Raw genomic sequence first — 26,650 nt, 5'->3', positions numbered from 1 at the left:
GAACGCGCTACGCGGCACCGCGGTGGGCGGCTTCGTCGGGGTCGCCCACCGGCCGGGTAAGCGTGGCCCGGTCGCGGGGCAGGAGGTGGTCGAGCTCACCCTGCGCGATGACGGCCCGAGTGCACTTCTCGCACTGCCACATGCCGCCGTCCAACTCGGTCATTGTCTCTTTGGGCCCGCGGTTGTCACATCCACCGGCCGCGCAGGCCACCGTGTTCGCGTCGTCATCCATGGGGCCGATGGTTGGCCCGCCGGGGTGCGGGCGGGGAGGTGGCGTTCGGGGGCGTACGGGCGCGTCCGGGCAGCTCAACGCACCAGATGGCCCCCGCGGAGCCTCCCGTCCCGGACACCGCGGTGCGCGGCTCCTGTCGCTCCAGGCCGATGACAACACAGCGGCGCACCGGGTGGGAGCGCGTAGGCCTCGCACGAGTCAGGTCGGGACGGTGACGGCGGGGACTGCGCCGGAGGGGGCGCGGCATGAAACCGGGCGGCTTGCCCGTCGTCGTCAATCACCGGACTTTGACATTGGCGCCGTCCCGCCGCCGCTCGGTCCGTGCTTCAGCCTCCTTGACGTCGGCACAGATACAGACATCCGGAGCTCCGTCGCCGTCCGTAGGATGAAGGTTCGGAAGGCAGGGCGCGACGGGTTTCTCGCGGACGGGGGAGAGTGAGCCTTCATGACGTCGGATCGTCGGCAGGGCGGCCGACAGAGGTTAGGGATCTGGGTCGCTGCGGTGACTGTCGCGGGCACGATTCCGCTGGCGGTGCTGAACCCGGCGGGCGACAGCCGGGTGATGGGATCGACACAGGTCAGCGTGGCGTTCTTCGCGACGATTCTGACCGGTGAGGCCGTGATCTTCGCGCTGTCGTTCTCCGCTTCGAGTGCGTGGCCGTCGTTGAAGGAGATCGACGCGCATATCGCCTTCCGTGCGTGGGTGGTGATCGGTTGGCTGGGGGCAATGCTGCTGGGCGTCGGTCTCCTGACCGGTGTGCACACCCTCTCCACCTTGGGAGCGGTGCTGTTCCTGCTCGCTGACGCGCTGGGAATCTTCTCCTTCGCCCGGCTGTTCGGTCTGGCCAGCTCAGGCGGACGCAAGCGCCTGCTGAGCAAGGCCCTGGAGCGGCGTCTCGCCGACAGGCACGAGCCGATCGCGGCGGTGTCCAGACGGGTCGCCACCGACGACCTGCTGAGTGCCTACCTGCGCGAACTGGATGCGGCAGTGGTGGCCAATGACGGCAACGGCGTGCGGGACCGCGTCGAGGAGCTCACCGCGCTGCCGAGCGCCTTCGCCGGGGCGCATGGGCGGGCCGGCCTCCACCTGGAGGTGCTGCACCGGCTGGCCAAGGCCGCCTTGGCAGGGCGCCTGGACAGCACGGTCGCCGCGGCGTCCGCGCAACGGCTCGTCGACTCCCTGCTGGTTCAGATCGACACCGCACGGGGGCAAGACCGTGCAGGAGCGCTGACACGGGACGAGGCCGCCGCGCTTGCCGGGCACCTCGGCCGCTATCTTGCCTGGCTGGCCGGCACGGCGTGGATCATGTCCACACGTCACGTCACCGCTCCCGCCGCCGCACGAGACCTGGTGGCTTTCAGCGTTCGCGCCCGGGACACCATCACCTTCACCCTGGACCCGGACCCGCCGTTCGCCGACACGGACACCGCATTGGGTACCGCTGTCGACAGCCCGCTCGGCGTCCTTGCATGGATCCGGCAGTTCGTGGAGTTCCACGGCTCGGCCCAGGCGAATGCCTTCTATCCGGCGTTCGAGTTGCTCACCGGCACCAAGTTCCGAGGCAATTACTGGGACGGTGCGTCCATCCTCACCGAGCTGCGTGCGGCACTGTTCGGTAGCGAAGAGGCCCGCGTGGACTCCCCGCAGGCGGACCGCGCCAGGGACGCGTTCGTCAACGTCGAGGAGTTCGACCGCACCTGGACGCTGGTGTCGGTAGGCGCCCTGACGACTCTGCGGAACACGTCCGTGCCCCACCCGGCGGCCCTTGTCCGTCCCGAGTTCACCCCCGACCGCCGCCTTCTGGCGGCTTATGTACGTACCTACGCCTCCCACCGGTACGTCTCCACCGCCGACGAGGCCCGTATCGCGCTCATGCGCCTGATGGGCCGCGGCGAACATCCGACGTCCCTGTGGTCCCGCAGCAGCGCCTTGCTGGGATCGTGCAGCTACCCCGTGCCCGTTCCGCTGATCGAGCCCCGGCAGCGGATCGCCGGCTGTGTTCTGGCCATCGCCTGCCGTCTGGCGCCTTTACGCCCGGAGGACGGCGCCGGGCAACTGCGTCTGTTCCTGGAACGTCTCCCGGAAGATGTGATCGCCGTCGTCCACCAGCTTGCTGCCCGTACCCTGCCCATCCCGGACGATCAGCCATCCTCGGCCGGTCCTGTGGAGGAAATCATCCGGCGCCTCGGCATCATCCAGTGGGCCGACCCCGTGGCCACGGCAGGTGCGGCATGACCGCCACCGCCTTCGACGCCTCCGTCTGGCGCCACGCGTTGCCCCGCCAACGCTCCCACCGCTTCGACCGGCTTCTGGTCGTGCAGTGCTCACTCGACTGGCTGCGCCCTGGCCAATTGGCCTTGCGTGAGGAAGTCGACGACTTCCTGCTCGACCTGTGTGTGCGCCGATCCGATCTGCGTGTCGACCGTCTGGTGCTCCACAATCTCCCGACGGCGCGGGGCGCCTTGGACGGGGACCTCGCTGTGCTCAATGCCGCTCATGAAGAGTGGATGTACGGACTCAGCTGCAGCTCGGTCCTCCTCAACCACCCTGGACTGCGCATCCACCGGCTGATCATCGGCGGAGATCAGACCGACGTGGGCGTCGAGGATGTCATCACCACGCACCGGGACGGAACGTGGACGAACCCGGAACTGGCAGCTCCAGTAGTGGAACTGCTGTCACGGGGGAGGAGCACGACACCGCTCAGCGGGTACGTAGACCTTCAGGGTCCGCTCGCGGACACGGACCCGTCGTTCTACCTGTAGCAAAAGGAGCAGCCATGCCGGACGGCTCACTCAGCCAGATGGATCTGAAGTACTTGCAGCAAGCAGTCGACATCTCGCGCCACGCCCTGGAAGACGGCGGGAACACCCCGTTCGGGGCGCTGGTCGTGGCCAACGGGGAGATCGTCGGCGAAGGCACCAGCTCCGTGGTCAAACTGCGTGACCCGACAGCTCATGCCGAGGTGATGGCTCTGCGGGCATCGGGACAGGCGCTGGGGCGGCACCTGTTCGAAGACGGCGTGATGTACGCCAGCAGCGAGCCGTGCCCGATGTGCCTGGTCGCCTGCTATTGGGCGCGGATCCCGAGGCTGGTGTTCGGGGCCAGCAGCCGGGACGTAGCCGCCCACGGATTCGAAGACCTCCAGCTCTACCGTGAACTCACGTTGCCGAACGACCATCGATCCCTCCAAGAGGAAGGCGCGGACGGCGAAATCAAGACGGACGCCGTCTCCGTGCTGAAGGCGTGGGCGGATGGCCTGCCCGAGCCAGTGGTTCCCAAGCTGTAGCCCGGGACGTCTGCTGGCGGTAGCGAGGTTCCTTTCGGGCTCCTGGCCTCCCTCGGCACGACCGTGCTCATGAACGCTGTCGAGCGGGGCGGGCGATCGCTCAGTTGCGACCGGGGGTGATGAGGGTCGCGCGGACGGTCTTGCCGCTGGGCGGGTAGGGAACGGTCTCCCAGTGGTCGGCGAGGGCGTCGACGAGCAGCAGGCCGCGTCCGCCCGTGCTGAGACCGTCCGACGCTGCTTCCACTGGGGGCGGCTGTGGGTGGCGCTCCCCGCAGGCATCGGTGACCTCGACGGTGAGCCGGCTGCCCGCCCCGTCGAGGGTGAGCCCGAGACAGAAGTCGCGGCCGTTCACTCGGCCGTGCAGGACGGCGTTGGCGGCGAGTTCCCCGACGACGAGTTCGGCACGCTCCGTGAGGGCGGGAGGGGCGCCCCAGGAGTGCAGCTCGGTCACTGTGAGGAGCCGCGCGAGCCGAGCTCCCCGCCGGGTCGAGGAGAGCAACTGCGCGAAGGTGAGGGTGGGAGCGGTCCGCGCGGGCGGCACGAGCTGGTTCATGGCGCCACAGTGGCCGCCGGGAACCGGGTGGGGCCAGCACCGCGCCCCGTACGCGGAGTCAGCGTACGGGCACGGAGGGTGGACGGTACGGGCTGTGATCCGTCACGCTGAGTCGGCGCGGGCGTAGAGTTCGTGACGGCTCGTCACGGGGCGTCCTGCCGGGAAGGGGCTGCGGGATGGGCGACGTCGGCGCGGGCGTGATGGACGGGGCGGAGGGAGGGGCGGGCGGCGAGGGTCGCGCCGTCGCCGTGGCGGGGGAGTGTGAGCGGGAGCCGCATCCGTCGGACAGTCTGCGTACCTTCGGGGCGGTCGTCCAGGCCCTGCGCGAACACGCCGGGCTCAGCCGCGTCGAACTCGGTGAGCGCGTCCGGTTCTCGAAGCACACGGTGGAGTCGGTGGAGCTGGGCCGCCGCATGCCGGACGAGGCGTTCGTCGAACGGGCGGAGAAGGTCCTGGGCAACACCGGTGCCCTGCGCAAGGCTTCGGCCCACCTCACGCGGGGCGAGGTGGGCCTCGCTGCGTGGTTCCGGCGCTGGGCGCGGCTGGAGCGGGAGGCGGTGAGCCTCTGCACGTACGAGTGCCGGCTGGTGCCGGGCCTGTTGCAGTCTGAGGCGTATGCGCGGGCGGTGTTCGAGGGCACGATCCCACTGCGGACCGACGAGGAGCTTGAGGCGCAGCTCGCCGCGCGAATGGAGCGGCAGGCCATGATGCGGGACCGGCCGAGGGTGCCGTTCAGCTTCATCGTGGAAGAGCACGTGTTCCGGCGGCGGTTCGGCGACGCGCAGGCCATGCGCGAGCTGTTCGACCACGTCGTCGAGCGCACGGCGCCGCGCAACGTGACGTTGCAGGTGGTGCCGTTGGACGCTGGGTTGCATGCGTGCCTGGATGGGCCCCTTCGGCTCCTGGAGACCGCTGATGGGCAGAAGGTGGGCTACTCCGAGGGGCAGCAGAACGGGCGTCTGATCTCCGACCGTAAAGAGGTGGGCTTGCTCTCCCAACGCTATGACACACTGCGCTCACAGGCCCTGAACCCCAGAGAATCTCGGGACCTGCTGGAGCGACTGCGAGGAGAGCTATGAGCAACGGCATGAAGGAACTTGCCTGGTTCAAGTCCAGCTACAGCGGCAGCCAGGGTGATGACTGTGTTGAGGTCGCAGTCACTGAACGAGGCATCCACGTAAGGGACTCGAAGGACAAAACCCGACCGGACTTCACGGTCGGGCGCCACAGTTGGGCGCAGTTCGTGCGTTTCTCTTCCGGCGGCTGAGCAGACCGGCGGACACCACGCCGTGCCACCCTGTGTGAGAGGCGTGGTACTTTCTGTCACGACAAACTCAATATGCGACCCCGGCAGCGCGCCAACGCCCCGGGGTCCGGCACAAGGAGCAGCAACTCCCCATGCAGATCCATCGTAGCCGCCCCACGCGCGGTTTCACCGTCCTGCCCAACGCGGTTTTGCAGGACCGGCGGTTGTCCTACACTGCCCGCGGCCTGCTGGTCGACCTCCTGTCGAGGCCGGACGGCTGGCGCGAAGACGGCCGGAAGATGGCCGACACCAGCCCCCAGGGTCGTCACGCCGTGGCGAAGGCCCTGCGTGAACTCACCTCGTTCAGTTACTACCTCGTCGAGCGGGTACGGCGCGCGGACGGCACGTTCAGCAGTCACGCACACGTGTACGACGTGCCCCGGGGGGCCTGGACGGAGCCGCCGAGTGCCGAGGACCCGGGGCCCGGCCCCGTGGCGGCCGGAGAGACGGGCGCCCACCCAGTAAAGGACCGGGGGAAAGAACCCACCCTCCCTCCTGAGCTGCCGGCGACCGTCACCGTGACGGACGCGGAAGCGGGCGGGCAGGAGGCATGCGCCTCCACCGCAGGTGAAGGCGAGCCCGAATCCGTACCCACCTTCCCCGAAGGTTCCGACCCTGCCATGGGCGAGGCGGCGGCGCTCCTCCACCGCGTGACCGCACAGGAGCCGCGTCTGCTCCTCGGCGCGGCGGAGGCACTGGCACTCGCCCCGCTGGTGGCGCCCTGGCTGGCACGCGGCCACGGCCCCCGCGAGCTCGCCCACGCCCTCCTGGGCGGCCTGCCCGGACAGATCCACAGCGTCTCCGCCCTCCTCCGCGACCGCCTCACCCGCAAACTCCCGCCGGCCGTGGAGCCGCCCGCCGCACCCAAGGCGCCGCGCTGGCACGAATGCACCTCCTGCGGCCGGCCAACGGCAGATGAGGGCACCTGCCGCCACTGCGAGGACCTGGACGCACCACGCCCGGACACGGCATCCGAACACACCGCAGCGGCCATCCGGGGCCGGGCCTTGGTGCGTCAGCTCCTTGCGGGTGGGCTTACCGAGGCCGGGCCACTGGCACCCGCCGGGGCGTGAATGGCGCTCGACCAGCTTCGCGGCCGGGGGAAGGCGCTGTGCGGGAGCATCACTGTTGCTGCACCTGGTCTGCGCCTTGGACCCCCTCAACGTCTACGCCCTTCACCCGCGTTGGTCGGTGTGAGGGTTTGGTCAGCTCCAAGCTCGACAGGTGCTTCTTGAGTCTTCTGGCCATGGGAAGGTAAGTCGCAAGCGTGAGTCCGCCTGAGACGACGGCACCGACGACAGGGATGGCCTTCGAGACGGTCTTCGCGAAGGTCTGCTTTGTCATCTCAACACCGAGGTAGCTCGCGACCTTTTTTACAATCGGGTAGATGACGCCTTGGGTGAGTGCCTTCTGCGGTAGCTTCCTGGCGACCTCCTTCGACATCATCTCGGCGACCTTGCCCACAGCAGTGTTCGCCGACTGGGTCCCGAACATCACGCCGAAGAAGAGCGTGAGTGCTCCCTTGGTCGCGTCGTCGAGGTCGTCACTGTCGGTGGCGAAGAGATCTGGCCAGCTGTAGAGATAGGCCAGTTTCTGTGCGATGCGCAACATGTGGCCGAAGTACTGGGCCAGATCGGCGGGCACGGTCGCGGGGAGGGCGACGAATCCGGGTATCCCGGCAGCGGCGGAGAGCGCGCTGGCCTTGGCGGCTTCGTACTTGATGGAGTCGGTGGCTGCCTTGTCCAGGGTCTCGATGGGGATGCCCGCCCGTGCGGGCGTCTCCTCGATCGCGCTGCGAATCTCGTCATCGGAGCAGTAGCGGGCCAGCGCCTTTCGGAGGTACGCCTCCCTGTCGATGCGCACCCCCGGCAGCCTTGCCGCGGCCGCCAGCACTGCGGAGAAGCGTGACTCTGGGTTCTCGATGTCTTTGCTCTTGGCCATCACTGTCTCCCTGCATCCGTCGTTCAGGCTGTTGTTGACGTTGCGCTGCGCGCATCGCGGGCCAAACTGTGTCGCCGGTATCAGGTGTGGCGGGGGCCCCGGCCGGGAGGCGGGGTCAGGGTCGAGCGGTAGGTGCCGCCCTCGCCCTCGATGAGGGGATTCTCCAGAGTGAGACCTGCGGCGGCCATGCGGTCGTACTCGGCGAGAATCAGGTCCTTGGTGCGGTAGGTGCCGTGCGCCTTGATGTCGTTGTCTCGGGTGACGTTGAACGTGTCCATGATGTATGCCGTGTCGTCGCGGGTGATTCCGTAGAGGTGGAAGAAAAGGGCGTCGAGTTCGGCTCGGATGATGGCTCGACGGGTTTCGTCCCAGACGAAGGGGGCGCCTGAATCACCAAGTTCGCGGGCGAAGGAAAGCATATCGGTGGCAGTGTAAATTAGTTCCAGTACACGTGAATTGGCGAAGGTGGTATGAATATCCAGCGAGTCTGGGTGAGGCACTGGAAGTTGACGCCACGTGAAATACTTCATGCTGGTGCCGCCAAGCTTTTGGCGACTTGCGTAGTCGAAAATGAATGACGTTTGGCAGGTGCCCAGCAAGGCAATCAAATTCGTCGGGACTCCGGGGAGCTCAAGGAGGAATTTATCCCCAACGCCAGAAACGGGCAGGAAAGCGGGAATTGACGTCCTGGAGTCACTCGCTCGGCAGATGTCGCGCCAGCCGAGCAGCCAACTGTGAGTCCAACCCTTCGCGGCCAGCCGACTCTGAACGCCCGGTGCCTTGATCTCCTCGTTGTTCTTGTCCAGCTTGCCGGTAGGAATGTCCTCCGCGGGAACCCAGTAGCGTGGCAGCGGAGCCGCTTCCGGGTTCTGATGCTGATCCACGGTAAACCTTGGGAGGGTTCCTTTATTCAGTTGTTTCTCTGTAGCATTTTCATACGTCGAGAAGCGGTGGTCGTAGTGGTGGAGCATCTTCGCCTCGTACAGAGGGAGCAGACGTTTGTCTCCCCGGCTCAGGATGTTCCCTTGAAGACTCCAGCCGTCCTTGAGGAGATCGTCAAATGTCTCGCCGCTCTGTGCGTCCGGGCGGAACAAGTGGGAATCATTGGACATATGAAACATGGACATGAATGTGATGTCCCAGGGGTTCCCAGCCGTCCCTCTGACCTCGTTGATCAGAACCGGAATGCGACGATAGATGCCGAGGGCGATGTCTGCATCGCGCCTGCTGCTGAATACGGGGCAGGTGCCCGTATTCGGGTTCAGTGTAAGGATGTCTTCGCCTGTCAACAGATAGGAGCGCTCTGCGACTTGTCCAGGCTGTCGAACCTTGAATACCATTCGTGCAGGGTCGTGCAGATTCCCCGACCCTCGCAGCATGAACAGGCAAAACCGCATCTGGTTGTGGACTCCGGGGAAAATCTTGTCCTCGTTTTCGAAGTCATACAGCGCGGAGAGTTGCCCCTTCGTGACGATGTCTTTGAAGAAGAACTGCGTCGTCGCGTCCGTGGCGATCCCAGTCGGGACGATGACCCCCGTCCGTCCGCGCGCCCCCGTGAGCGTGCGACCCGTCTCCGTGAAGACCGCATACGTGTTGATGTCCCCCCGCCCCGTCAGTGGGAACCGGTCGCTGACCCGCAGGAAGTGGCTCTCGCCCTCCGCGCGGCGCTTCGCGGCCTCGAAGTCAGCTGCGAGGGCGGCGCCGTCCGGGTCCTGGCGCAGCGCGAGGATGAGTCGCTTGCGAGCCGCCGCGTTCGTCGCCGTCGCGATTTCCGGGCTGCGCTGGGCGAAGAACTCCTGCTCCTGGAGCTTGACGCGCTCCCACGGCGGATTCCCCACCACCGCGTCGAACCCGCCCGCCCACCCCGTCCCCGGCTGCACGCCCGCCCCCGACTCCGGGACCGCGAACACCTCCGGGAACTCCAGGTGCCAGTGGAAGAAGTGGTACTGGTCCCGAAGCCGCAGGATCTCGGCATGGGTCGTGTCCGGGGCTGCGGACTGGTCCCGGCCACGCAGCGCGCGGAAGACCTGGTCCGTCGGGGCCTCCGGGGCGCCCGGGTGCTTCGGCCAGACGAAGGCCGCGCACCAGGCGTCGGCGGCGTGTACGTCCTGGACGTACGCGGCGGACTCGACGTACTCCCCGTACGCGCGCTCCTGGGCGTGGACGTCCTCCAGGCGGTCGGCACGGACCCCCGTGATACGGGTCATCGCGGCGGCGTACGCGTCATTACCGGGCAGCGTGTCCGCGCCGAACAGCAGCTCGTACTGACCGGCCCGCTGGGCCTTGTTGCGCTTGACCAGACCGGACGCGTACTTCTTGTCGTCGCCCTCGATCGGCTTGAACGCCTCGTCCGGCACACCCCCTGCCAGCAGCTTCGGCGTAGCCCCGATCAGCCCGTTCCCCCGCTTGATGTGCGCGTCCAGGAAGCTCAGCGGCTTGCCCGGTTCCAGGGCCTCCAACCACAGGGAGACCTTCGCCAGGTCCACGGCCATCGGATTGAGGTCCACGCCGTAGACGCAGCGCGCGATGACCTCGTGCAGGGCGTGGCGTACGGCGTCGGTCGTCGGTTCCGGGTTGTGTTCGCGTACCGATGCCACGCGCTTGGCGATGCGGCGGGCCGAGGCGACGAGGAAGTGGCCCGAACCGCAGGCCGGGTCGCAGACCGTCAGCGACAGCAGTTCGCTGACGATGTCCTCGGCCGGGTCGGGGCGGCCGGCCTCCCCGGCGCGCTTCTCGCCGCGCTTGACCGCATCGTCGATCACCGGGTCGAGCGTCGTGTCGAGCAGGCACTCGATGAGCGATGACGGGGTGTAGTAACTTCCGGTCGTCTTGCGGCTGTTGCCCGCCACCTCGATGAGTTCGAAGGAGCGGTCCGTCGCCGAGTGCTTGGGCTCAAGCTCCAGCAGCGACTCGTAGACCGAGCCCAGTTCCTCGGCGTCCAGGTGGTGGTAGTCGATGGAGCGCCAGCGGCGGGCGCCCACGTCGCGCATCTGCGCGAGGTGGCGGACGGCGGTCAGCAGCGACTCGTTGGACAGGCTGAGCCCGTCGAGCGGGGCGTCGGCGTCCGTGCGGGAGAACAGGCCGCCGAGTCCCGGCAGGGCGAGTTCCGGCCGGCCGCCCTCGGTGCCGAGGGCGTCGAGGACGATGCGCAGCGCGGCGTACTGGTCGCCGTGGGCGGTGCCCTGGCGGCGGCGGGCTCGTTCGCGCAGCCGGACCGAGGAGAAGTAGCGCTCGTACGCCTCGCGTTGCCGCTTGTCGGCGTCCGGGTCGAGCAGGGCGTCACGGTCCTCGGCGACGAAGACGAACAGTAGGCGGTAGACCAGGCGGAGCAGTGCGTCCTTGAGGGCCTTCGGGTCGGTGTTCTCGCGCAGCGCGCTGTTGTCCGGGTGGCGCAGGAAGCCGGTGCCGAGCGCGGTCAGCGCGTTCTGCACGCCCAGGCGCAACTGGTCGAGGGCGCGGGCGCCGGAGGTGACGGCCTCGGTGCGCCACTTCTCCAGCCAGCACCCCGAAGCCGCCGTCCCCTCCGCGACCTCGAAGCGGGAGGCGTGCAGCACGCAGTACAGCAGGACGAACTCGCTGAACAGCTCGCCGTCGAAGATGGCCTCCAGGTCGAACTCCACGTACGCGGCGGTCGCGAAGGACGAGGAGTCGCGCAGCAGGCGCAGCCGGCGGCCGTTGGTGAGGACGGCCCACAGGTGCGCCTCGGTGCGGTTCAGGCAGTCCTGGAGCATGGACTGCGCGGGGACCTGGCCGGGCGCGGGCCGCTTGTCCGGCTCGTGGTTCCAGGGCATGAGGTGCACGAGCGCGGGGCCGTGGCGGTGGGAGACGGGGAAGCGCTTGTCCGGGTCGGTGTCGGCCGGGATGCCTCCCGGGCCGACCTCGGTGAGCGTGCCGAAGTCCAGCTTCCGGAAGAGCTGGGCGAGCCAGTCGGTGCCGGCGCGGCCGGTGGGGTCGGCGGCGGGCGCCCCGGTCTCCGGGTCGGCGGGCAGGGCGGCGCGCAGGTCGCGCCAGAGCGGCTTGAGGTACTCCCAGGCGCGTTCGGCCTCGTCGCGTACGGGGACGGAGGCGGGCAGGCCGTAGTCCGCCGACTTGGTGCCGGGAAGGTTCCGGGCCTCGGCGACGCGCAGCAGCATGTCGGCCGGGAGCAGCCCGCCGACCGTGGTGACGGCGGTGAAGGCCAGGGCGGTGCGGGTGGCGGCGGGCATCAGGCTTCGGCTCCCGTGACGGTGGCGGCAGGGGCGGGGGAGGCCCCGGCGGCGGGTTGGTGCGGCAGGTAGACGTAGACGCCGAGGACGTCCGCCGGTTCCTGCGGGACGACCTTCAGGCCGCGGACGATCTCCTCGTTGGCCTTGCGGACCCGGCGGTGCGAGGCGTCGAGCTCAGCGGCGAGGCCCTTGCCGTACTCCGTCAGGTGCCCGGAGAGGTCGGGCAGGCCGTCCAGGGCGCGGGTGATCTGGTTGCGGGCCAGCTGCTCGTGCGTGTTCGCGGTCGCGAGAGCCGCGACGAGCGCGGCGGCTGCTTCGTCGTCCAGCCAGCGGGCGCGGGACGGGGCGCCCTCGTAGGCGAGCAGCCGGGCGTCCTCGGCGACCAGTTGGCGTTCGCCGCTGCGGGAGGGCAGGGTGAGGTGGAAGCGGTAGCGGACCAGCAGGAGCGTCGTGCGGATGGCGACCGCGTCCGTGGTCACCACACCGCAGCGGCGGGCCGGCCGGGGGCCGGGCGCGTTCGGGTCGAGCGCCGAGTCCAGGACGTACGAGGCGACCGCGCCGATCGCCGGGTCGGTGCGGACGAGGGCCGCCTCGCCGCGCGCGATCGCCGGAGTGGCGCGGAAGGGGATCTCGCGGTCCTCCTCGACGAGCCGGCCGCCGAGGGTGGCGGCGAGCGCGTCGCGAAGACCCGCCGGGGTGCCGCCGACCTGCGCGGTGAAGTCGCCGCTGCCGTCGCGCGGGTCACGCACGAGCGCGTCCAGCCCGCGCAGCGCCTCCAGGGCGAAGTCGCGGACCTCGCCGGCGCCGCCGAGGGCGGCGCGTACGGCGGCGACCTCGCGGGCCACCTCCTCGGGGTGGATTGCGCGCTGGGCATAGCGGGAGCGGGAGGTGGTCTCCCGCTCGGCGGCCGAGCTCCACTCCCGGTCGATCCGGTCGAACGACTCCTGGTGGCCGTCGAGGTCGAACAGGGACTCCTGGCTGCCCTGCCGGCCGTGCAGCAGCAGCCACTCCACCACCGCGTCGGTGACGCCCGAGGCGGTCTCGTCGGGCACGGAGACGGAGATGCCGAGGTCCTTCTTGATCTGCCGGTGTTTGGCGAACAGGACCTCCAGAACCTTGCCGTCGATGCCGTTGTCCTCGCCGAACATGGTGATGACCCGCACCTGGTCCCGCTTTTGCCCGTAGCGGTCGACACGGCCCTCGCGCTGGTCGTGGCGGGTCGGGTTCCAGGCCAGGTCGTAGTGGACTACGGCGTCGAAGTGGTGCTGGAGGTTGACGCCCTCGGAGAGGCAGTCGGTGGCGATCAGCACGCGGCGTACGGCCGGGTCGCCGGCCTCCTCCGAGGAGGCGGCGCCGAGCTGTTCGACGCGCTCCAGCCGCTGCTGCGGGGAGAGCGTGCCGGTCACGGCCGCGACCTTCGTCTTCTTGCCGAGCTTGCCGTCCAGCTGTTCGCGCAGGTACTCGGCGGTCGGGATGTACCGGCAGAAGACGATCGGGTGGTAGCCGTCGGCGACGAGGCCCTTGAGGTGGCGGGTCAGCGCCTTCAGTTTCGCGTCCTCCGCGGGTCCTGTGAGCTGGCTGGCGCGTTCGGCGAGTTCGAGCAGCCGGGCGCCGGCCTCCTCCGTCTCGGCGGCCCCAGGCGCCACGTCCATGCCCTCCAGCCGGTCGCTGTCCGCGGAGTCGGCGGACACCGGGGCCCCCAGCAGGTCCGCCTCCCGGGCGGTGCGGGCCGCGGCGGACTCGGAGCGCGTCTTCAGGGTCTGGGCGGCGGCGGCCGGGGAGGAGACCATTGAGCGCAGCAGCGCGATCACCGACCACCAGGCGATACGGGCCTCGCGCCCGCCCTGCTCCCCGGCGGCCTGGACGCGGTCCCTGGCGTAGGCGATGGCGTCGTCGAGCAGGGCCCGGTAGGCGGGCGTCAGCTTGTACGGCTCGTCCTTGGTCCAGCGGTCGGACGGGAACGCGGTCCGCTCGGCCAGCGAGTCGTCCGCCAGGCCGTCCTCGGTGGTGAGGTAGGAGCGGACGTCGGCACGCTTGCGGGCCACGAAATGCTCGGCGAGAGCTGCTCGTCCGGCCGGCTCGTCCAGGTCGAGCGACGCCAGTTCGGGGCGCACCAGGCCGAGCAGGTTGCGGAACGCCGACTCCTTGCCTGAGTGCGGGGTCGCGGTCAGCAGCAGCAGATGGCGGTCGGCGTTAGCGGAGATCCTGCGGAGCAGTTCGTAGCGGAGCTGGTGCGAGGCCGGTGAGGACGAGGCAGCCCCCTGCGCGTCGTCGGCCGCGACGCAGCTGTGGGCCTCGTCGACGATGACGAGGTCCGGGCAGTGCCGTACGAAGTCCTCGCGGTGGCGGGTCGACTTGATGAAGTCCGTCGAGATGATGGTGAACGGATGCCGGTCGAAGAGGGACTGGCCCAGCTCCAGGGCACGTTCGAGACGGGAGACCGTGGAGGCGAGGACCAGCTCGGCCTCGATGCCGAACTTCTCCCGCAGCTCGCCCTGCCACTGCTCGGCGAGCGCCGGCGAGCACAGCACGGCCAGCCGGCTCGCCTCGCCCTGCGCGAGCAGCTCCTTGGCGATCAGTCCCGCCTCGACGGTCTTGCCGATGCCGACGTCGTCGGAGATCAGCAGGCGCACAGTGGACTGGCGGAGCGCCATCAGCAGCGGGACGAGCTGGTAGGCGCGGGGCTCCACGGCGATCGACGCCAGGGAACGGAAGGGGCCGGCCCCCGAGCGGAAGCCGACGCGCAGCGCCGTGCGCAGCAGGCCGGCGGCGCGCTGGTCGCCGAGGTCGGCCGCGCTCGGTGCGGCGAACTCGGCGGGCCGCACCTCCTCGAACGCGGGGAACACCGCGGCGACGTCGTCCTCGCTCCCGCCCAGAGGGCGCAACACCAGCATGTCGGCGGCGCTCTCGGGCAGCACCACCCATTCACGGCCGCGGGCGGCGACCAGCGAACCGGCGGTGTACGTGAGGCTCATGAGATTCCTCGGTTCCTTGGGGTCGGATGCGGCGGACGTCAACGGGTGTGGAAGTAGGAGGAGGCATGGAGGTCCACGATGGCGTCCCAGTCGGCGTCCACCGGGAAGGACAGGACGTCCCAGCCCGCGTCCTCCAGGCGGTAGCGGGCGTCCATGTCGCGGGTCGAATCGGCCTCGTGGCCGGGGAGGTCGACGAACACCGCGAGATTGGCGCCCTCCAGACGGAAGACGAGGTCGGGGCGCGCGTCGGCCTGCTCCACGACGGTGTTGACCTCGTCCGGCTGGCGGTAGCCCTTGGCCTTGAGCCAGCCGAGCAGGTCGCCGGCGGCGACGAGGGCCGCGAGATCGGCCTCCAGCGCCGTCGGGACGGTGATGGGCTCGGCGCCGGGCCCCTCGGCGGCGGCACCCCTCATCTCCCGGGCGAGCCGGTGGAACTGCTCGCTGCGGGACTCGCCGCGGTCCTCCCGCTCGGTGAGGGAGGCGGCCAGCCGGAGCAGCAGTGGGCGGGCGGCGTGCCGGCTCAGGCTGCGGTGGTGCGTCTGGTTGCCGTAGGTGAGCAGGCACGCGTAGCAGCCGCGGGCGCACTTCTCGCCCTCCGACGGACCCCCCTGGTCCTCGCCCGTCTCGGGATCGAAGTGGCAGATGTCCAGGGCGGTCCGGGCGGCAAGGGCCAGTGCTTCCTTGTCGTGCTGGATCCTGCGCAGCACGCCCGCACCGCCCTCGGCGGCCTCCGTGAAGAGCATGCGGCGGTACGGGCCGCCGTCCGGCGGTAGCAGTTCCGCCGTCAGCTCCGAGTCCTCCAGCTCGAACGCGGCCTCGATGCCCCGCTCCAGCGCGTACAGGAACGACAGGGCCACCGGTTCGGGCTGCGGCTCGTCCAGGGTGAGGACGAGGATGTTGCGCCGGTCCTCCACGTACGGGAGGACCCGCCTCTTGCGGCGCTTCTCGTTGCCGTCCTCGTCGACCACGGGCATGCCGGTGCCCTCGATCGCGTCGGCGGCGGCCCGGTCGTTGAGCCAGCGTCCGTCACCGAGATCCAGCCAGTAGCCGTCCGGCTCGCCCGGCTTGTCCCGGACCCGTCCGAGGTTGGTGATGCGGACGGTCGCCGAGTCGCCGTAGTCCAGGTCGAGTACCGGTGTCCCGCTCACCTCGGCCACATGGGAGGTCAGGCGTCCTTTGCGGGCGCCGTGGTCCTGGAAGGCGTAGGAGGTCTCCAGGCGGAAGCCGGCCCGGCGGCGCTCCTCCTCGTCGGAGGAGATCCGCTCACGAGGGGTGGTGTACACGGTGTGCAGGTGGAGCAGGTGGGTGCGCTTCGTCCCGGCCCTCAGCGGCTCGCGGCACATCGTGCAGATATCGGTGCCCGCCTGCACGTCGTAGTGGTATCCGCAGCCCTCGCAGCGCCGTGCCTCCGCCGTCGCCAGGTCGCCCGAGGCGTCCGGGGGCATCTGGACCCGTGTCACCTGGTAGCGCGCGCCCTCGTGGTAGATCAGGGCGCCCGGGCCGAACTCGCGGATCGCCAGGAACCGGGGGCGCTGGAGGTAGTCGCCGTCGGCGTTGCGGCGGTTGCCGGAGCGCGGGATGTACGCGGCCAGCGGGAGTCGCGGGAAGCTGTAGCCGGGCAGGAATCCCTCGGACGCCAGATAGCGGTACGGACCGAAGTCGCTCATCACCGACTTGTTGTCGCTGGAGCGGTTCAGCAGCAGGTTCGTCTGCGTCTCGGCCTCGCGGCGCCGGGAGCGGGCCTGGCCCTGCTGGCCCGGGGACAGGGTGTGGTCGACGACGCGCCTGTTCTGCTCGTACTGGTCGATGACGGCCGCCCGGAACAGCTGGCGCCACCGGTCGAAGGCGGCGTCGAACTTGTCCGGCGCCCGCTCGACGCGGTCCTCGATCCACTCGTCGTACCACCAGGTGGTCTCCTGGAAGGTACTGATCAGTGGGGCCAGTACGGTCCGAGCGGCGGCGACAGCACGTCGGCGGGCGTCCTCGTCCAGGGCCAGGTCGCGGATGTGGGGCAGAAGCGGCAGCTCCATACGCGGGTCGGGGCGGTCACCCGCGTCAGGATCGTAGGCGACGTCCACGACGTCGGGGATCGCGGAACCCAGCTTCATGCCCGTCTCGGCCAGCCAGATGCCCTGAAGGTGCGAGCGGACCAGGTCCTCGTTGGCGAGGTCCAGCCGTGGCGGTGCGACCTGCCCCGAGACCATCTCCTCGGAGCGGCGGAAGTAGTACTGGTCATGGCTGTTGCCCGTCGCGCAGTACGTGGTCACGAGCGCGGGCTGACCGCTGCGGCCCGCCCGGCCGGAGCGCTGGGCGTAGTTCGCCGGAGTCGGCGGGACGTTGCGCATGAGCACGGCGTTGAGTGAGGAGATGTCCACCCCCAGCTCCATGGTCGGCGAGCAGTACAGCAGAGGCAGTTCCGCCGTACGGAACTCCTCCTCGCGGCGCAGCCGGTCCTCCGGGGTGACCTGTGCGGTGTGTTCCCGGGCGAACAGGCCGGCCAGCTCGGCGGCCGCCGTCCGGTACAGATCGCGGAAGAACGGGTTGACCCTCGGGCCCTCGCCACGGCTGTACGTGCGCGCCAGCGGGTCTACGCTGCCCCGCACCCCGTCGCCGGCCCGCCAGATCAGGGCGGCGGCCGAGACCCGGAAACCGGTACGCCTGTCGGCGACCCGGCGGCGGAAGGCAGGGCCGGAGCGTTCCGGAACCACCTCGACCTCACTGACCAGGTTGGTCTTCCGCAGCACCGTCAGCAGATCCTCGATCACCTTCTGGACGTCACTGACCGGAAGGTCGCGCAGAGCGGGCATGTTCCGCCTGAGGTACTTGCCGAACTTGCCGCGAGCCGACAGGAACAGAGCAGAACGCTCCATGCCGGGCCGCGACCCGTACGGGTACGCGGTGCCCACGGCCGGCCGGTCGCTCTCGCCCAGCACCCAGGGCCCGCCGAGCCGCTCCTCGCTCGCCCGTTGCAGGGTGTCGAAGTCGTCGCGGAAGTACTGCACATCGATGGCGAGTGCGCGCCGCATGTGATCGAGCAGAGCGCGGGCGACCTCTTCCCGCAGCGCCGGGTCGGCGCCGCGCAGCGCCGCGTGCGCGCCGCTCCAGCGCTCGTCCTGCCCGGCGAGCCAGGGCAGGTCGGCGTAGTCGATGCGCAGCAGCCCCGTCTGCTCCAGGTTCGGCATCGTGACGCGCCAGCCGCGCTCCAGGTCACGGTAGAGGCGGTACCCGACGACATCCCGGAACGCCTTGGCGGCCCGCCGCTCCATGGACGGCGCCAGCTCCCCACCGGCACCGTAGTCGCGGGGCGAGAGCCCCATCACCCCGGTGACGGCTTCGGCGAGGTCCTCGTGTTGCAGCCCCTCGTCACCCGCCCGCAGCGCGGCCTGGTACAGCGCGCCACGCAACTGCGTGACCTGCGCGAAGTCGTTGAAGTGGCCGGCCTGCAGCGAGGCGTCCTGCCGGTTGTCGACGAAGGTGAGGAGCTTGCGGGCCTCCTTGCCGAGGCTCTGGGCGGGCACCGCCCTGAGGGACTTCACGATCGACGCCGAGATCAGGGACGTCGCCGAGGAACGTCCTTCCTGCGCCAGAGTCGCCAGTTGGGCGAAGTCCAGGCCGCGCGTCCGCTCGTAGGAGACCTGGCAGTGGACGCAGAACAGGAACGGCGCCGGGATGAAGGCCGCGGCCAGGCCCTCGCCGGACTCGTTGCCGTGTCCGTCCACGACGACGCGCTTCGGCAGGCGGTGGGCGTACGACTTCTTGACCACCATCACATCCTGCGCGTCCCGCTCCAGCCACGACTCGGGGAGCCGCTTCTCGACCACGGCGCGCTGCGCGTCGGCCGGCCACTCGTAGTCCTCGCCGGGGATGCCCAGGTACAGATATCCCTCACCGTCGCGCCCACCGGAGGCGGACGTGTCCCGGCGCGGCTCGTAGCGGAAGGTGCCGCCCTCGTCGATGCGCCAGACGGGCAGGTACTCCTGGCCGCACTCACGGCAGAAGGAGAGCGGGAAGAGCGGTTTGCCGTCGCTGTCCGGCTGCTCCAACTGGTACCTGCGCGTCAGCGGCCGGGTGAGCGGATCCTCGAGCGTCGTGTAGACGGTGTCGCCCTTGGAGAGGAACTGGTGCAGCCGGAAGGCGAACAGGGGCCGTTCCGTCACCGGGTGCTTCGCCTGCCCACCCGCTTCCAAGGTCGTCCGGATCGCCTCACGCACCCTCTCCTCGCCCACCCCGGACGCCGCGGTGAGCTCGGCCGCTGCCTGCTCGACCGTGGCAGGGGCGCAGCGGCGCAGCCGACCCGTCCCGTCCTCGCGTTCCAGGCCGAAGCGGGACTCGATCCACCGGGCCAGCGAATCCTTCGTCAGTGATTCGTAGGAACGGGGAGCCGCGGGCACCCGCAGGCGCTCCGCCGGCACCGTCTCCGGCGGCTCGTCGGTGGCGCGGACCAGGGTCTCCCCGATGACCCTCTTCGGCAGCAGCGTCGTGCCGAAGAGACGGCCCGCAACCTTCGCCACCTCCCGCTGCTGGTCCTCCCAGGACCCTTCGGTCGACATGGTTGCCGACGTGCCGATGCACTGGAGGGACTCCGAGGCACGACACGCCTCACGGACGCGTCGGATCAGGAACGCCACGTCGGCGCCCTGCCGGCCCCGGTAGGTGTGCAACTCGTCGAAGACGAGGAACTGCAGGCCCTCGGCCATGCGGATCAGGCTGGAACGGTCGTCCGGCCGGGTCAGCATCAGCTCCAGCATCACGTAGTTGGTCAGCAGGATGTCCGGGGGGTTCCTGCGCAGTTCACGACGCTGCTCCTCGGACTCCTGACCGGTGTAGCGCGCGAAGGTGACAGGCTCGCGCCCCTCGCCGAAACCGTGGCTCAGGTATTTCTCCAGCTCCAGCAGCTGGGAGTTGGCGAGGGCGTTCATCGGATAGACGATGATTGCGCGCACCCGGCCACCCGCGCCTCCCGCCGCCTCGCGCTCCCTCAGGACCCGGTCCACGATCGGCACGATGTACGACAGGGACTTGCCCGAACCGGTGCCCGTGGTCAGGACGTAGGAGTCCCCGGCCTGCGCCGCCTCGATTGCCTGACGCTGGTGGAGATGGAAGGTCAGGGGCCTGCCGTCGGGGCGGGGAGAGGTCTTCTTCTTCCCCGCCTGGAAGATCTCCGCACAGCGGGAGTGCAGCATCCCGTCCCTGACGAGGTCGGTGACCTGGCCGCCGTCCGCGAAGAACGGGTTGAGCGACAGCCACGGGTCGGGCCACTGAGACTTGGCTTCCAGGTCCTCCTCGACGAACCCCGAGATCCGGGCGTCCCGGATCACCGTGCCGCTCTTGGTGAAGTTCTCGTACTCACTGATCAGGTCGGCGTGGATGCCGAAGACGTCCATGGCCTCCGGCAGACGCGGCTCCCTGCGCGGCACGGGCGCAGGCGAGGCGGGGGCGGGCTCGGACAGCAGGGTGCGCAGCCGCGCCACCGGGTCCATTGCCTGCCAGTGCGGCGCGAGGAGGGCGGCCGTGTCGTCCGGAGCGAACGCCAGGGGGACGAGTGCCTCACGGACGAGAGCAGCGTTCTCGGGCCGCAGTTCCGCGTCCTTCTCCAAGAGGCGGTCCACCAGCCGGACCAGCTCCGCAGGCAGGTCGGGGCGTACGAGCTTCAGTTGCGGCGGCTGCTCGTGCTGATGCTGTTCGGACAGCTCGTATGCGGTCCGTGCAGAGAACGGCGGCCGTCCGATGAGCAGTTCGTACAGGATGCAGCCGAGCGCGTACAGGTCGGCGGAGGCGGAGACAGGTTCCGCACGGAACTGCTCCGGAGCCATGTAGCGGGCCGTGCCGACGCTGACTCCCGTGCTGGTGAGGCGCGTCTGGTCCGGGTCGTCGACGACCGACCCCATGCCGAAGTCGAGGATCTTCACCGTGCCGTCGCGGGTGAGCATGACGTTGGCCGGCTTCAGGTCGCGGTGGACCACCCCGGCCGTGTGGGCGGCGGCGAGTCCACCGGACATCTGCGCCCCGAGCGCGGCGACCCAGGACACCGGGAGCTGGGGCTCCTCGTCGATGAGGTCGGCCAGCGGGTTGCCGTCGAGGAGCTCCATGGCCAGGTAGGGCAGCCCGTTGTCACCTACCGTCTCGTCGACGCCGCCGTCGATCAGCAGCGTGAGGTTCGGGTGGCCTTTGGAGAGCATGCGCATGATCCGCACTTCGCGGCGGAAACGCTCCACCTCCTTGCCGGACCCCGATGCGTCGAACGCGATGCCGGTACGGCTTCGCAGCACGGTTTTGACCGCCACCTCGCGGTGCGGGGAGTCCGATGCGGCCCGGAGATCCTCGGCCCGGTGCACCTCGCCCATGTTCCCGCGCCCCACGATCCCCGTGATCCGGAACCGTCCGTCGACCGTGTCCACGCTCACCGACCCTCGCCCTCCCCGTTCGCATCATCGGGTGCAAGGTGACTACGCCCGCAAGAGCAGGAGCGTACACCTCGAACTATGCACAGGGTGAATCCTATGCGTGTACGTTGTCAACATGCTTGCGTGCGTCATGAGTGACGCTGGTCCTCGGCGGCCTTCCCGGCGGAGATTCGCCAACGGAAGGTGAAATGATGAAATCACAGCGGGTCTTTGCAGGATGACTGAGCGTGGGTACGATCGGCGACCTGACTCGATCCGTGGGGGGAAGATGTCAGGGGGGTTAGACGGCTGGCTGCTTGCCGCTGTGGCGGAGTTCGGACGATCCTGCAAGGTCAAGCTCTCGGGCGGAGGCAGTCCGGAAGCCTCCATCCGCGCTCCGTTGGAGGCGTTGCTCCAGGCGGTAGGACACCGATACGAGCAGACCGAGGTTTCCTGGCATGACGAGTTCCGGGTTGCCGACCTCGGAGTGCGCCCCGACTATGCGGTCCGCGCGAGCGGTGAACTGACGGGTTACATCGAGCTCAAGAGGCCGGGCCTGTCCGTCGACCCGAACTCCTTCGGCAGGAGCAACCGGGAGCAGTGGGAAAAGCTCCGCAACCTCCCCAACCTCTTGTACACCAACGGAACCGAGTGGCGACTGTTCCGTGACGGTCAGCAACTTGGCGGAGCCGTCCATCTGGAAGGCTCCCTTCGCACCGCGGGCGACAGGCTGGTGCCGGCTGACCCTTCTGCCCTGGACGCGTTACTGAGGCAGTTCCTCCACTGGAGACCACCCGCCATCAAGCACGTCTTCCGGCTCGTCCAACACGTGGCGCCTCTGTGCCGGCTGCTCAGGGGTGCGGTGCTCGAACAGCTGGCGGCCGAAGCCCGGTCGGCTGACCCTGCAGACGACATCCGCGCCAGGCCATTCACCGGGCTGAAGAACGACTGGCGCCGGATGCTCTTCCCCTCCGCCGACGAGGCCACCTTCGCCGACGGATACGCCCAAGCCGTTACCTTCGCGCTGCTCCTCGCACGGTCCGAGAACGTATTGAGCAAGGAGGCCGGCCTCCACGACATCGGCCGGTTGCTGGACGACGGCCACGCACTCATGGGAAAGGCGCTGCAACTCCTGACGGACAATGTGAACGAACGCTTCACCGTCACCCTGGAGTTACTGCGCCGCACCATCGCCACGGTGGACTGGCCGGCCATCCGGTCGGGTAACCGAGACGCCTATCTGCACCTGTACGAGCATTTCCTCACCGTGTACGACCCGCTCCTGCGCCAGAGGAGCGGCTCGTACTACACACCACACGAGGTCGTCGAGGAGATGGTGCGCCTCACTGAGGATGTCCTGCGTACCAGGCTGAACCAGCCCGACGCCTTCGGCAGTGAAGGTGTACGGATCGTCGACCCCGCCATGGGGACAGGGACCTACCTGCACACCATCATCGAGCGTGTGGCCGAACAGGCGGCGGACCGTTCCGGCCGTGCGATGGCCACCGACGCCATAGCCCGGCTGGCCCCACGCCTGTATGGATTCGAGATGCAGATGGGGCCCTTCGCCGTAGCCGAGCTGCGGACGTCCGATCTCCTCAGGAGACACGGGACCCATCCGCCCCGGGGCGGTCTCAATCTCTTCGTCACCGACACCCTGGACAACCCGTTCGTCGAAGAGGAGTACCTGGCATCCACGTACGACGCCCTCTCCGAGTCACGGAGGCGCGCCAACAACGTGAAGGCGAACGTGCCGGTGACCGTGGTGATCGCCAACCCGCCCTACGACGACAAGGCCGAAGACCGTGGCGGGTGGATCGAGAAACGTGCGGACCGCAGCGAGGCGCCTCTGCTGGATGCCTTCCGGTATCCGGGCAACGGCCGCTACGAACACATCCTCAAGAACATGTACGTGTACTTCTGGCGTTGGGCCACGTGGAAGGTCTTCGACGCGCACGACGACGAACGCCATGGCGTCGTCTGCCTGATCACGCCGACGGGCTGGGCGACCGGCCCCGGTGGCCGCGGGATGCGCGAGTACCTGCGCCGGACCTGCGACGAGGGCTGGATCATCAATTTGTCACCGGAGGGCCATCGTTCGGACGTCGCCACTCGCCCTTTCTCGGGCGTGGCCCAGCCGCTGGCGATCTCGATCTTCGTGCGAAAGGCCGGCACCCGGCGGAGCGAGGATCACCGGGCGAAGGTGCACTATCGCGCCCTTGCTGGGCGTCGTGGTGACAAGTTCCGGCAACTGCGTGAAGTGCAGCTCGATGACGACGGTTGGCGCGACACGCACGACCGATCCCCTCGGCCGTTCACTCCCCGTGCTGTCTCGGGATGGGAGGACTACCCGGCACTGGACGATCTCTTCCCCTGGGGGACCCTGGGGGTGACGTCAAACCGATCGTGGGTGACTGATCCTTCCGCGGATGTTCTCCGTGAACGCTGGTCAACATTGGTGCGCTCCATTGATCCCGTTCTCAGGGCCGAGCAGTTCAAGGAGACCCGGGACCGGAAGCTGGACTCAACCAGGGACGCTTTACCGGGGCGACCCGGTCACTCGCAGTCGGTGGGCCAGGAGGCAAACGTTCGCCCTGGCGTCATACGTACGGCCCTACGAAGCTTCGACCGGCAGTGGCTGATCGCTGACAGCCGTGTAATCGACTACCCGCGCCCCGACCTGTGGGCCTCCCTCCAGGCCGGCCAGATCTTCCTCAACCAGCAGTCGTCCCAAGCGATCGACTCCGGTCCAGCGGTTACGGTCACCGAACTCATTCCGGATACACATCACTTCAACGGCCGCGGGGGGCGAGTCCTCCCGATCCTCCATCCCGACGGAACCCCCAATGCGACTCCAGGCCTTCTTCCTTTTCTGGCCCGCACCCTGGGCTGCGGCCGGGTCGGGGCAGTCGACCTGGCCGCATACGTAGTGGCGATATCCGGACAGCAGGCCTTCACCGAGAGGTTCGTAGAAGAGCTGCTGACCCCAGGAGTTCGGATACCTTTGACTTGCGACAGGGCGCTGTGGTCTCGTGCCGTTGCCCTGGGACAGGAGATCCTGTGGGCGTCTACGTATGGCGAGCGCTGCGCCAACCCAAGTGCGGGCCGGCCGACCGGGCAAGTGCAGTTCGCTCCGGACGACCCGCGCCAGGTCCGCTATCTCACACCCATCGGTGATCCGATTCCCGATCGTATGATCTACGACGCCGAGACGGGGACGCTGCACGCGGGCTCCGGGGCGTTCGGTCCAGTACCAGAGGATGTTTGGGCGTACGATGTCGGAGGCATGAAGATCGTCGGCCATTGGTTCGGCTACAGAAAGTCCAAACCAACCAGCAAGCGGACGAGTCCGCTGGATGACATCCATGCCGGCCGCTGGCTGCACGAGTGGACGACCGAACTCATCGACATGCTATCCGTGCTGCGTCGTCTCACCGACTTGGCCGACGCGCAGAGGCAACTGTTGGATCACATTGTGGCCGGTCCCGTGATCACCGAGGCGGAACTTTCCGTGGCCGGGATATTGCCAGTACCAGCCGCCGCGCGGCGGGTCCGGCGTCACGCAGCCGGCACCCTGTTCGGCTGAGCTCGGGTGCTGCCCCGGGCCCTCTTCAGGTTGCTTCCTCCAGGGAGAGGAGGGCTTGCGGAAGGGAGCAGGAACCTTCTGCTACCCCGCGAATGGCGCGGGCGAGGCGGGGGACCGTGTCCTCACCCCGCTCAGCAAGCCGGACCACCTCGCTGAGCCGCTCCTGGGAGGACTCGAAAAGCGCCCGGAAGTGGACGGCGGCGCCAAGGTCGGTCAGCATCAGTGACCCCTCGGCCACGTCGACCAGTCTCATCCAACGAAGCGACGGTAGATCGGCCCGGATGAAATCAGCTTCGAGGCCATCCGCGGCCAGCGCACGCGTGAAGGCTGGGCGGTCGGTGGGGACGGGGAGGGAACCCAGGGCCAGCCGGGCAAGGAGTCGGCGCTGGTTTTCGGTGAGGTCCACATGGGGCAGCGGTGCCGCAGAGTGCATGAGGGCATGCCTAGCACACAAGCTAGACGGTCATGCGAAGTATCGGGCGACTCTGCCAATCGGTACTACCCGTGTCACATAGACGGTCAGACACACCGCGCCCTGAGGCGGATCACCTGTCCAGGCCCTTTGCTGTGCAAGGGCTTGCCCCTTGACAGCTCCGGTGCCGGCACCTCACGAACTCAACCCGTTGCGGGTGGCGTGCAGCCTGCCGCACTTGAACCCGCCTTGTGCCTCCGTTTAAGAAGCAAAGCCGCCTTTCCCAGGAGACGCTGGGTGTGGCGGCAGGCTGCAAACACCCGGCGGTTCGGAGCACCCAGGCCAACTGGCCTACTGGTCCTCGTCATCCGCCAAGTCGTTGATCAGCGGCACTAGAAGAGGATCGATCTTGAATCCGGAGGCCCGACCTGAGCCACTCTGGTACTCGGCGGCTAGGACTGGAACGGCAGAATCCGGGATGACCCCTTGCTCCACCAGCTTTTCGCTGATCCGCCTAATCGGTTTCGTAAAGCCTCTGAGACTCCGGTCGTCGTCGTAATCACAGATGTCGTAGACGGACACTGCCTCGATATAGCCATCCATGTCGGCCGCGTAGCGGATCACGTCGACCCGGTTGCCGTATCCCTCATACGTGAGGCCGTTGAAGAGTTCCTCAATCGCGGCTGTAGTCCAGCCGCCCCGAGAGGGCTCGGTCTCGATACGTTCCACGCGCTCGATATCTTCCACGGAGCCAGCTTGGAGACTTAGCTGCAAGATGGGGGCGGCCACTTCGAGGAACTGCTTCGGCGACAACAGGAACAGTCGACCACCGCCCCGTCTGCGGAGTTCCGCGGACAGCTCTGGCCGGGGGCCTCTGTTGTGACCATGCTCCTTCCGCCACCAGTCCTCTTTTACGTCTCCGGTCACAAAGAGGACGTCGCTCTCGCACTCAGATGCTGCGCGCAGAAGCTGCTCCCAAACGAAGAAGTCGCCTACCGCGCCATCGCCATCCTTCTTGGCATCCATGTAGCCCGGCGGCACACGCTTCTTGATCCGTTCTCCGCCTACCTCGGTGAGTTTGAGGATTTCCTCAGGGTTGAAGGGTGATCCAGCGCGGCCGGCGAGGGCACGTTCCAAACCGGGAATCACTGGATCAATACCTGTGTCCGGAGTGATGCTCTGCCACTCACCCTCGCCGATCTCAGTGATTTTCTTCTGTACCTCATCAAAGACACCCGTCAATCGATCGCGGAGGCTCGTGAAGTCCTCGTCGCTCAGGGCTACCCGATTGGCCCAAGTGCGGAGCGTCTGCACTGCTGTGAGGGTATGGCTGCTCATCTCCTGGGCCGCGTTCGTGCTCGTCGACCGGGCATCGGTGATGACGCTTTCTCTGTTCCGCCAGAACTCTTCAACGACCTGGTGTGGAACGAAGAGACGGTCCCCGAGCGCACCTAGAGTGCGCAGGAGGTCGGTCCGAGCCTGCTCCGTGTACCGATAGAGATTCAGCAGCACGTTCGCATCGGGAGCGACCAACCCGTCTTTGAGTACCGCAGTGAAGTCCGAGGTTGTTGGGGTCTGGTAGGCCCCGAAGTCATCGAACAGACCACGCCCGGCGTTGGGTATCGCATCGGTCACCACAGCCACCCCCACCTACATGCGCGTAGGCTCCGCTTCGCCCACGCCTCCAACGATGACTTTAGTGTTTCTTCGACGCGGTGATGGCGAAAAGCAAGTAACACAGGGGCAGCGCTGTCTGCCGCCGGTGGG

16 protein-coding genes are annotated in these 26,650 nt (G+C 68.4%); 7 read left to right on the top strand and 9 right to left on the bottom strand.

Features of this window, described 5'->3' with window-relative positions; all coding sequences use genetic code 11:
* Window positions 1–7: 7 nt before the first annotated feature.
* The gene (locus L1885_RS01820; RefSeq protein WP_235795144.1) at window positions 8–163 is read right to left on the bottom strand and encodes a hypothetical protein; all 156 of its coding nucleotides are present in this window, start codon (window positions 161–163) and stop codon (window positions 8–10) included.
* A gap of 514 nt (window positions 164–677) precedes the next feature.
* Here L1885_RS01820 and L1885_RS01815 point away from each other — a divergent pair.
* Entirely contained in the window at window positions 678–2,468 is a 1,791-nt protein-coding gene (locus L1885_RS01815) for a hypothetical protein (RefSeq protein ID WP_235795143.1), read from the top strand.
* An 89-nt stretch (window positions 2,469–2,557) separates the two neighbouring features.
* Here the strand turns inward: L1885_RS01815 and L1885_RS01810 are convergent, their stop codons facing one another.
* Window positions 2,558–2,731, bottom strand: coding sequence for a hypothetical protein (locus L1885_RS01810; protein WP_235795142.1), 174 nt, complete (start codon window positions 2,729–2,731; stop codon window positions 2,558–2,560).
* 9 nt (window positions 2,732–2,740) lie between these two features.
* On the opposite strand from L1885_RS01810, the gene L1885_RS01805 reads away from it, so the two are divergent.
* Window positions 2,741–2,998 carry a hypothetical protein gene (locus L1885_RS01805; protein WP_235795141.1) on the top strand — a complete coding sequence of 86 codons (258 nt, stop codon included), beginning with the start codon at window positions 2,741–2,743 and terminating at the stop codon, window positions 2,996–2,998.
* 14 nt (window positions 2,999–3,012) lie between these two features.
* Window positions 3,013–3,522: a nucleoside deaminase gene (locus tag L1885_RS01800; RefSeq protein ID WP_235795140.1), complete on the top strand. Its 510-nt coding sequence runs from the start codon at window positions 3,013–3,015 to the stop codon at window positions 3,520–3,522.
* A gap of 100 nt (window positions 3,523–3,622) precedes the next feature.
* Here L1885_RS01800 and L1885_RS01795 read toward each other — a convergent pair whose 3' ends face one another.
* Window positions 3,623–4,075 (bottom strand): ATP-binding protein, encoded by a 453-nt coding sequence (locus L1885_RS01795; RefSeq protein ID WP_235795139.1) that lies wholly within the window; start codon window positions 4,073–4,075, stop codon window positions 3,623–3,625.
* A 200-nt stretch (window positions 4,076–4,275) separates the two neighbouring features.
* Between L1885_RS01795 and L1885_RS01790 the strand changes: the two genes are divergently transcribed.
* From L1885_RS01790 to L1885_RS01780, 3 genes are all read left to right on the top strand, one after another.
* The gene (locus tag L1885_RS01790) at window positions 4,276–5,154 is read left to right on the top strand and encodes a helix-turn-helix domain-containing protein (protein WP_235795154.1); all 879 of its coding nucleotides are present in this window, start codon (window positions 4,276–4,278) and stop codon (window positions 5,152–5,154) included.
* Window positions 5,151–5,342, top strand: a complete 192-nt coding sequence (locus L1885_RS01785) for a DUF397 domain-containing protein (RefSeq protein ID WP_235795138.1) — start codon at window positions 5,151–5,153, stop codon at window positions 5,340–5,342. The genes L1885_RS01790 and L1885_RS01785 overlap by 4 nt, the downstream gene beginning before the upstream one ends.
* A 131-nt stretch (window positions 5,343–5,473) precedes the next feature.
* Window positions 5,474–6,454, top strand: coding sequence for a hypothetical protein (locus tag L1885_RS01780; protein ID WP_235795137.1), 981 nt, complete (start codon window positions 5,474–5,476; stop codon window positions 6,452–6,454).
* A 49-nt stretch (window positions 6,455–6,503) separates the two neighbouring features.
* On the opposite strand, the gene L1885_RS01775 is transcribed toward L1885_RS01780, so the two are convergent.
* The 4 genes from L1885_RS01775 to L1885_RS01760 all read right to left on the bottom strand — a co-directional run bounded on the left by L1885_RS01775 (window position 6,504) and on the right by L1885_RS01760 (window position 20,906).
* On the bottom strand, window positions 6,504–7,322 hold the full coding sequence (locus L1885_RS01775; protein ID WP_235795136.1) for a hypothetical protein: 819 nt from the start codon (window positions 7,320–7,322) through the stop codon (window positions 6,504–6,506).
* 80 nt (window positions 7,323–7,402) lie between these two features.
* The gene (locus L1885_RS01770; RefSeq protein WP_235795135.1) at window positions 7,403–11,527 is read right to left on the bottom strand and encodes an Eco57I restriction-modification methylase domain-containing protein; all 4,125 of its coding nucleotides are present in this window, start codon (window positions 11,525–11,527) and stop codon (window positions 7,403–7,405) included.
* On the bottom strand, window positions 11,527–14,502 hold the full coding sequence (locus L1885_RS01765) for a DEAD/DEAH box helicase (RefSeq protein ID WP_235795134.1): 2,976 nt from the start codon (window positions 14,500–14,502) through the stop codon (window positions 11,527–11,529). Before L1885_RS01765 ends, L1885_RS01770 begins: the two co-directional genes overlap by 1 nt.
* A gap of 38 nt (window positions 14,503–14,540) precedes the next feature.
* The gene (locus L1885_RS01760) at window positions 14,541–20,906 is read right to left on the bottom strand and encodes a protein kinase domain-containing protein (RefSeq protein ID WP_235795133.1); all 6,366 of its coding nucleotides are present in this window, start codon (window positions 20,904–20,906) and stop codon (window positions 14,541–14,543) included.
* Between the two features lie 304 nt (window positions 20,907–21,210).
* Between L1885_RS01760 and L1885_RS01755 the strand changes: the two genes are divergently transcribed.
* Entirely contained in the window at window positions 21,211–24,471 is a 3,261-nt protein-coding gene (locus L1885_RS01755; RefSeq protein ID WP_235795132.1) for a type ISP restriction/modification enzyme, read from the top strand.
* A gap of 25 nt (window positions 24,472–24,496) precedes the next feature.
* Here the strand turns inward: L1885_RS01755 and L1885_RS01750 are convergent, their stop codons facing one another.
* Complete coding sequence (locus L1885_RS01750) at window positions 24,497–24,877, bottom strand: hypothetical protein (protein WP_235795131.1); 381 nt, start codon at window positions 24,875–24,877, stop codon at window positions 24,497–24,499.
* Window positions 24,878–25,234: 357 nt separating this feature from the next.
* Entirely contained in the window at window positions 25,235–26,527 is a 1,293-nt protein-coding gene (locus L1885_RS01745) for a PIN domain-containing protein (RefSeq protein ID WP_235795130.1), read from the bottom strand.
* Between the last annotated feature and the right edge of the window lie 123 nt (window positions 26,528–26,650).

Origin of the sequence: Streptomyces fuscigenes (assembly GCF_021556455.1) — a bacterium.
GTDB classification, from domain to species: domain Bacteria; phylum Actinomycetota; class Actinomycetes; order Streptomycetales; family Streptomycetaceae; genus Streptomyces; species Streptomyces fuscigenes.
The sequence above is the reverse complement of the archived record's forward strand: the minus strand, read 5'-3'. Positions and strand labels throughout refer to the sequence as shown.

Excerpts from the sequence above, each read along its gene's own strand:
- L1885_RS01775 (WP_235795136.1), bottom strand. The coding sequence starts at position 7,322 with ATGGCCAAGAGCAAAGACATCGAGAACCCAGAGTCACGCTTCTCCGCA.
- L1885_RS01805 (WP_235795141.1), top strand. The coding sequence starts at position 2,741 with ATGTACGGACTCAGCTGCAGCTCGGTCCTCCTCAACCACCCTGGACTG.
- L1885_RS01790 (WP_235795154.1), top strand. The coding sequence starts at position 4,276 with ATGGACGGGGCGGAGGGAGGGGCGGGCGGCGAGGGTCGCGCCGTCGCC.
- L1885_RS01795 (WP_235795139.1), bottom strand. The coding sequence starts at position 4,075 with ATGAACCAGCTCGTGCCGCCCGCGCGGACCGCTCCCACCCTCACCTTC.
- L1885_RS01820 (WP_235795144.1), bottom strand. The coding sequence starts at position 163 with ATGACCGAGTTGGACGGCGGCATGTGGCAGTGCGAGAAGTGCACTCGG.
- L1885_RS01800 (WP_235795140.1), top strand. The coding sequence starts at position 3,013 with ATGCCGGACGGCTCACTCAGCCAGATGGATCTGAAGTACTTGCAGCAA.
- L1885_RS01785 (WP_235795138.1), top strand. The coding sequence starts at position 5,151 with ATGAGCAACGGCATGAAGGAACTTGCCTGGTTCAAGTCCAGCTACAGC.
- L1885_RS01765 (WP_235795134.1), bottom strand. The coding sequence starts at position 14,502 with ATGAGCCTCACGTACACCGCCGGTTCGCTGGTCGCCGCCCGCGGCCGT.
- L1885_RS01815 (WP_235795143.1), top strand. The coding sequence starts at position 678 with ATGACGTCGGATCGTCGGCAGGGCGGCCGACAGAGGTTAGGGATCTGG.
- L1885_RS01780 (WP_235795137.1), top strand. The coding sequence starts at position 5,474 with ATGCAGATCCATCGTAGCCGCCCCACGCGCGGTTTCACCGTCCTGCCC.
- L1885_RS01770 (WP_235795135.1), bottom strand. The coding sequence starts at position 11,527 with ATGCCCGCCGCCACCCGCACCGCCCTGGCCTTCACCGCCGTCACCACG.
- L1885_RS01810 (WP_235795142.1), bottom strand. The coding sequence starts at position 2,731 with ATGAGCGGCATTGAGCACAGCGAGGTCCCCGTCCAAGGCGCCCCGCGC.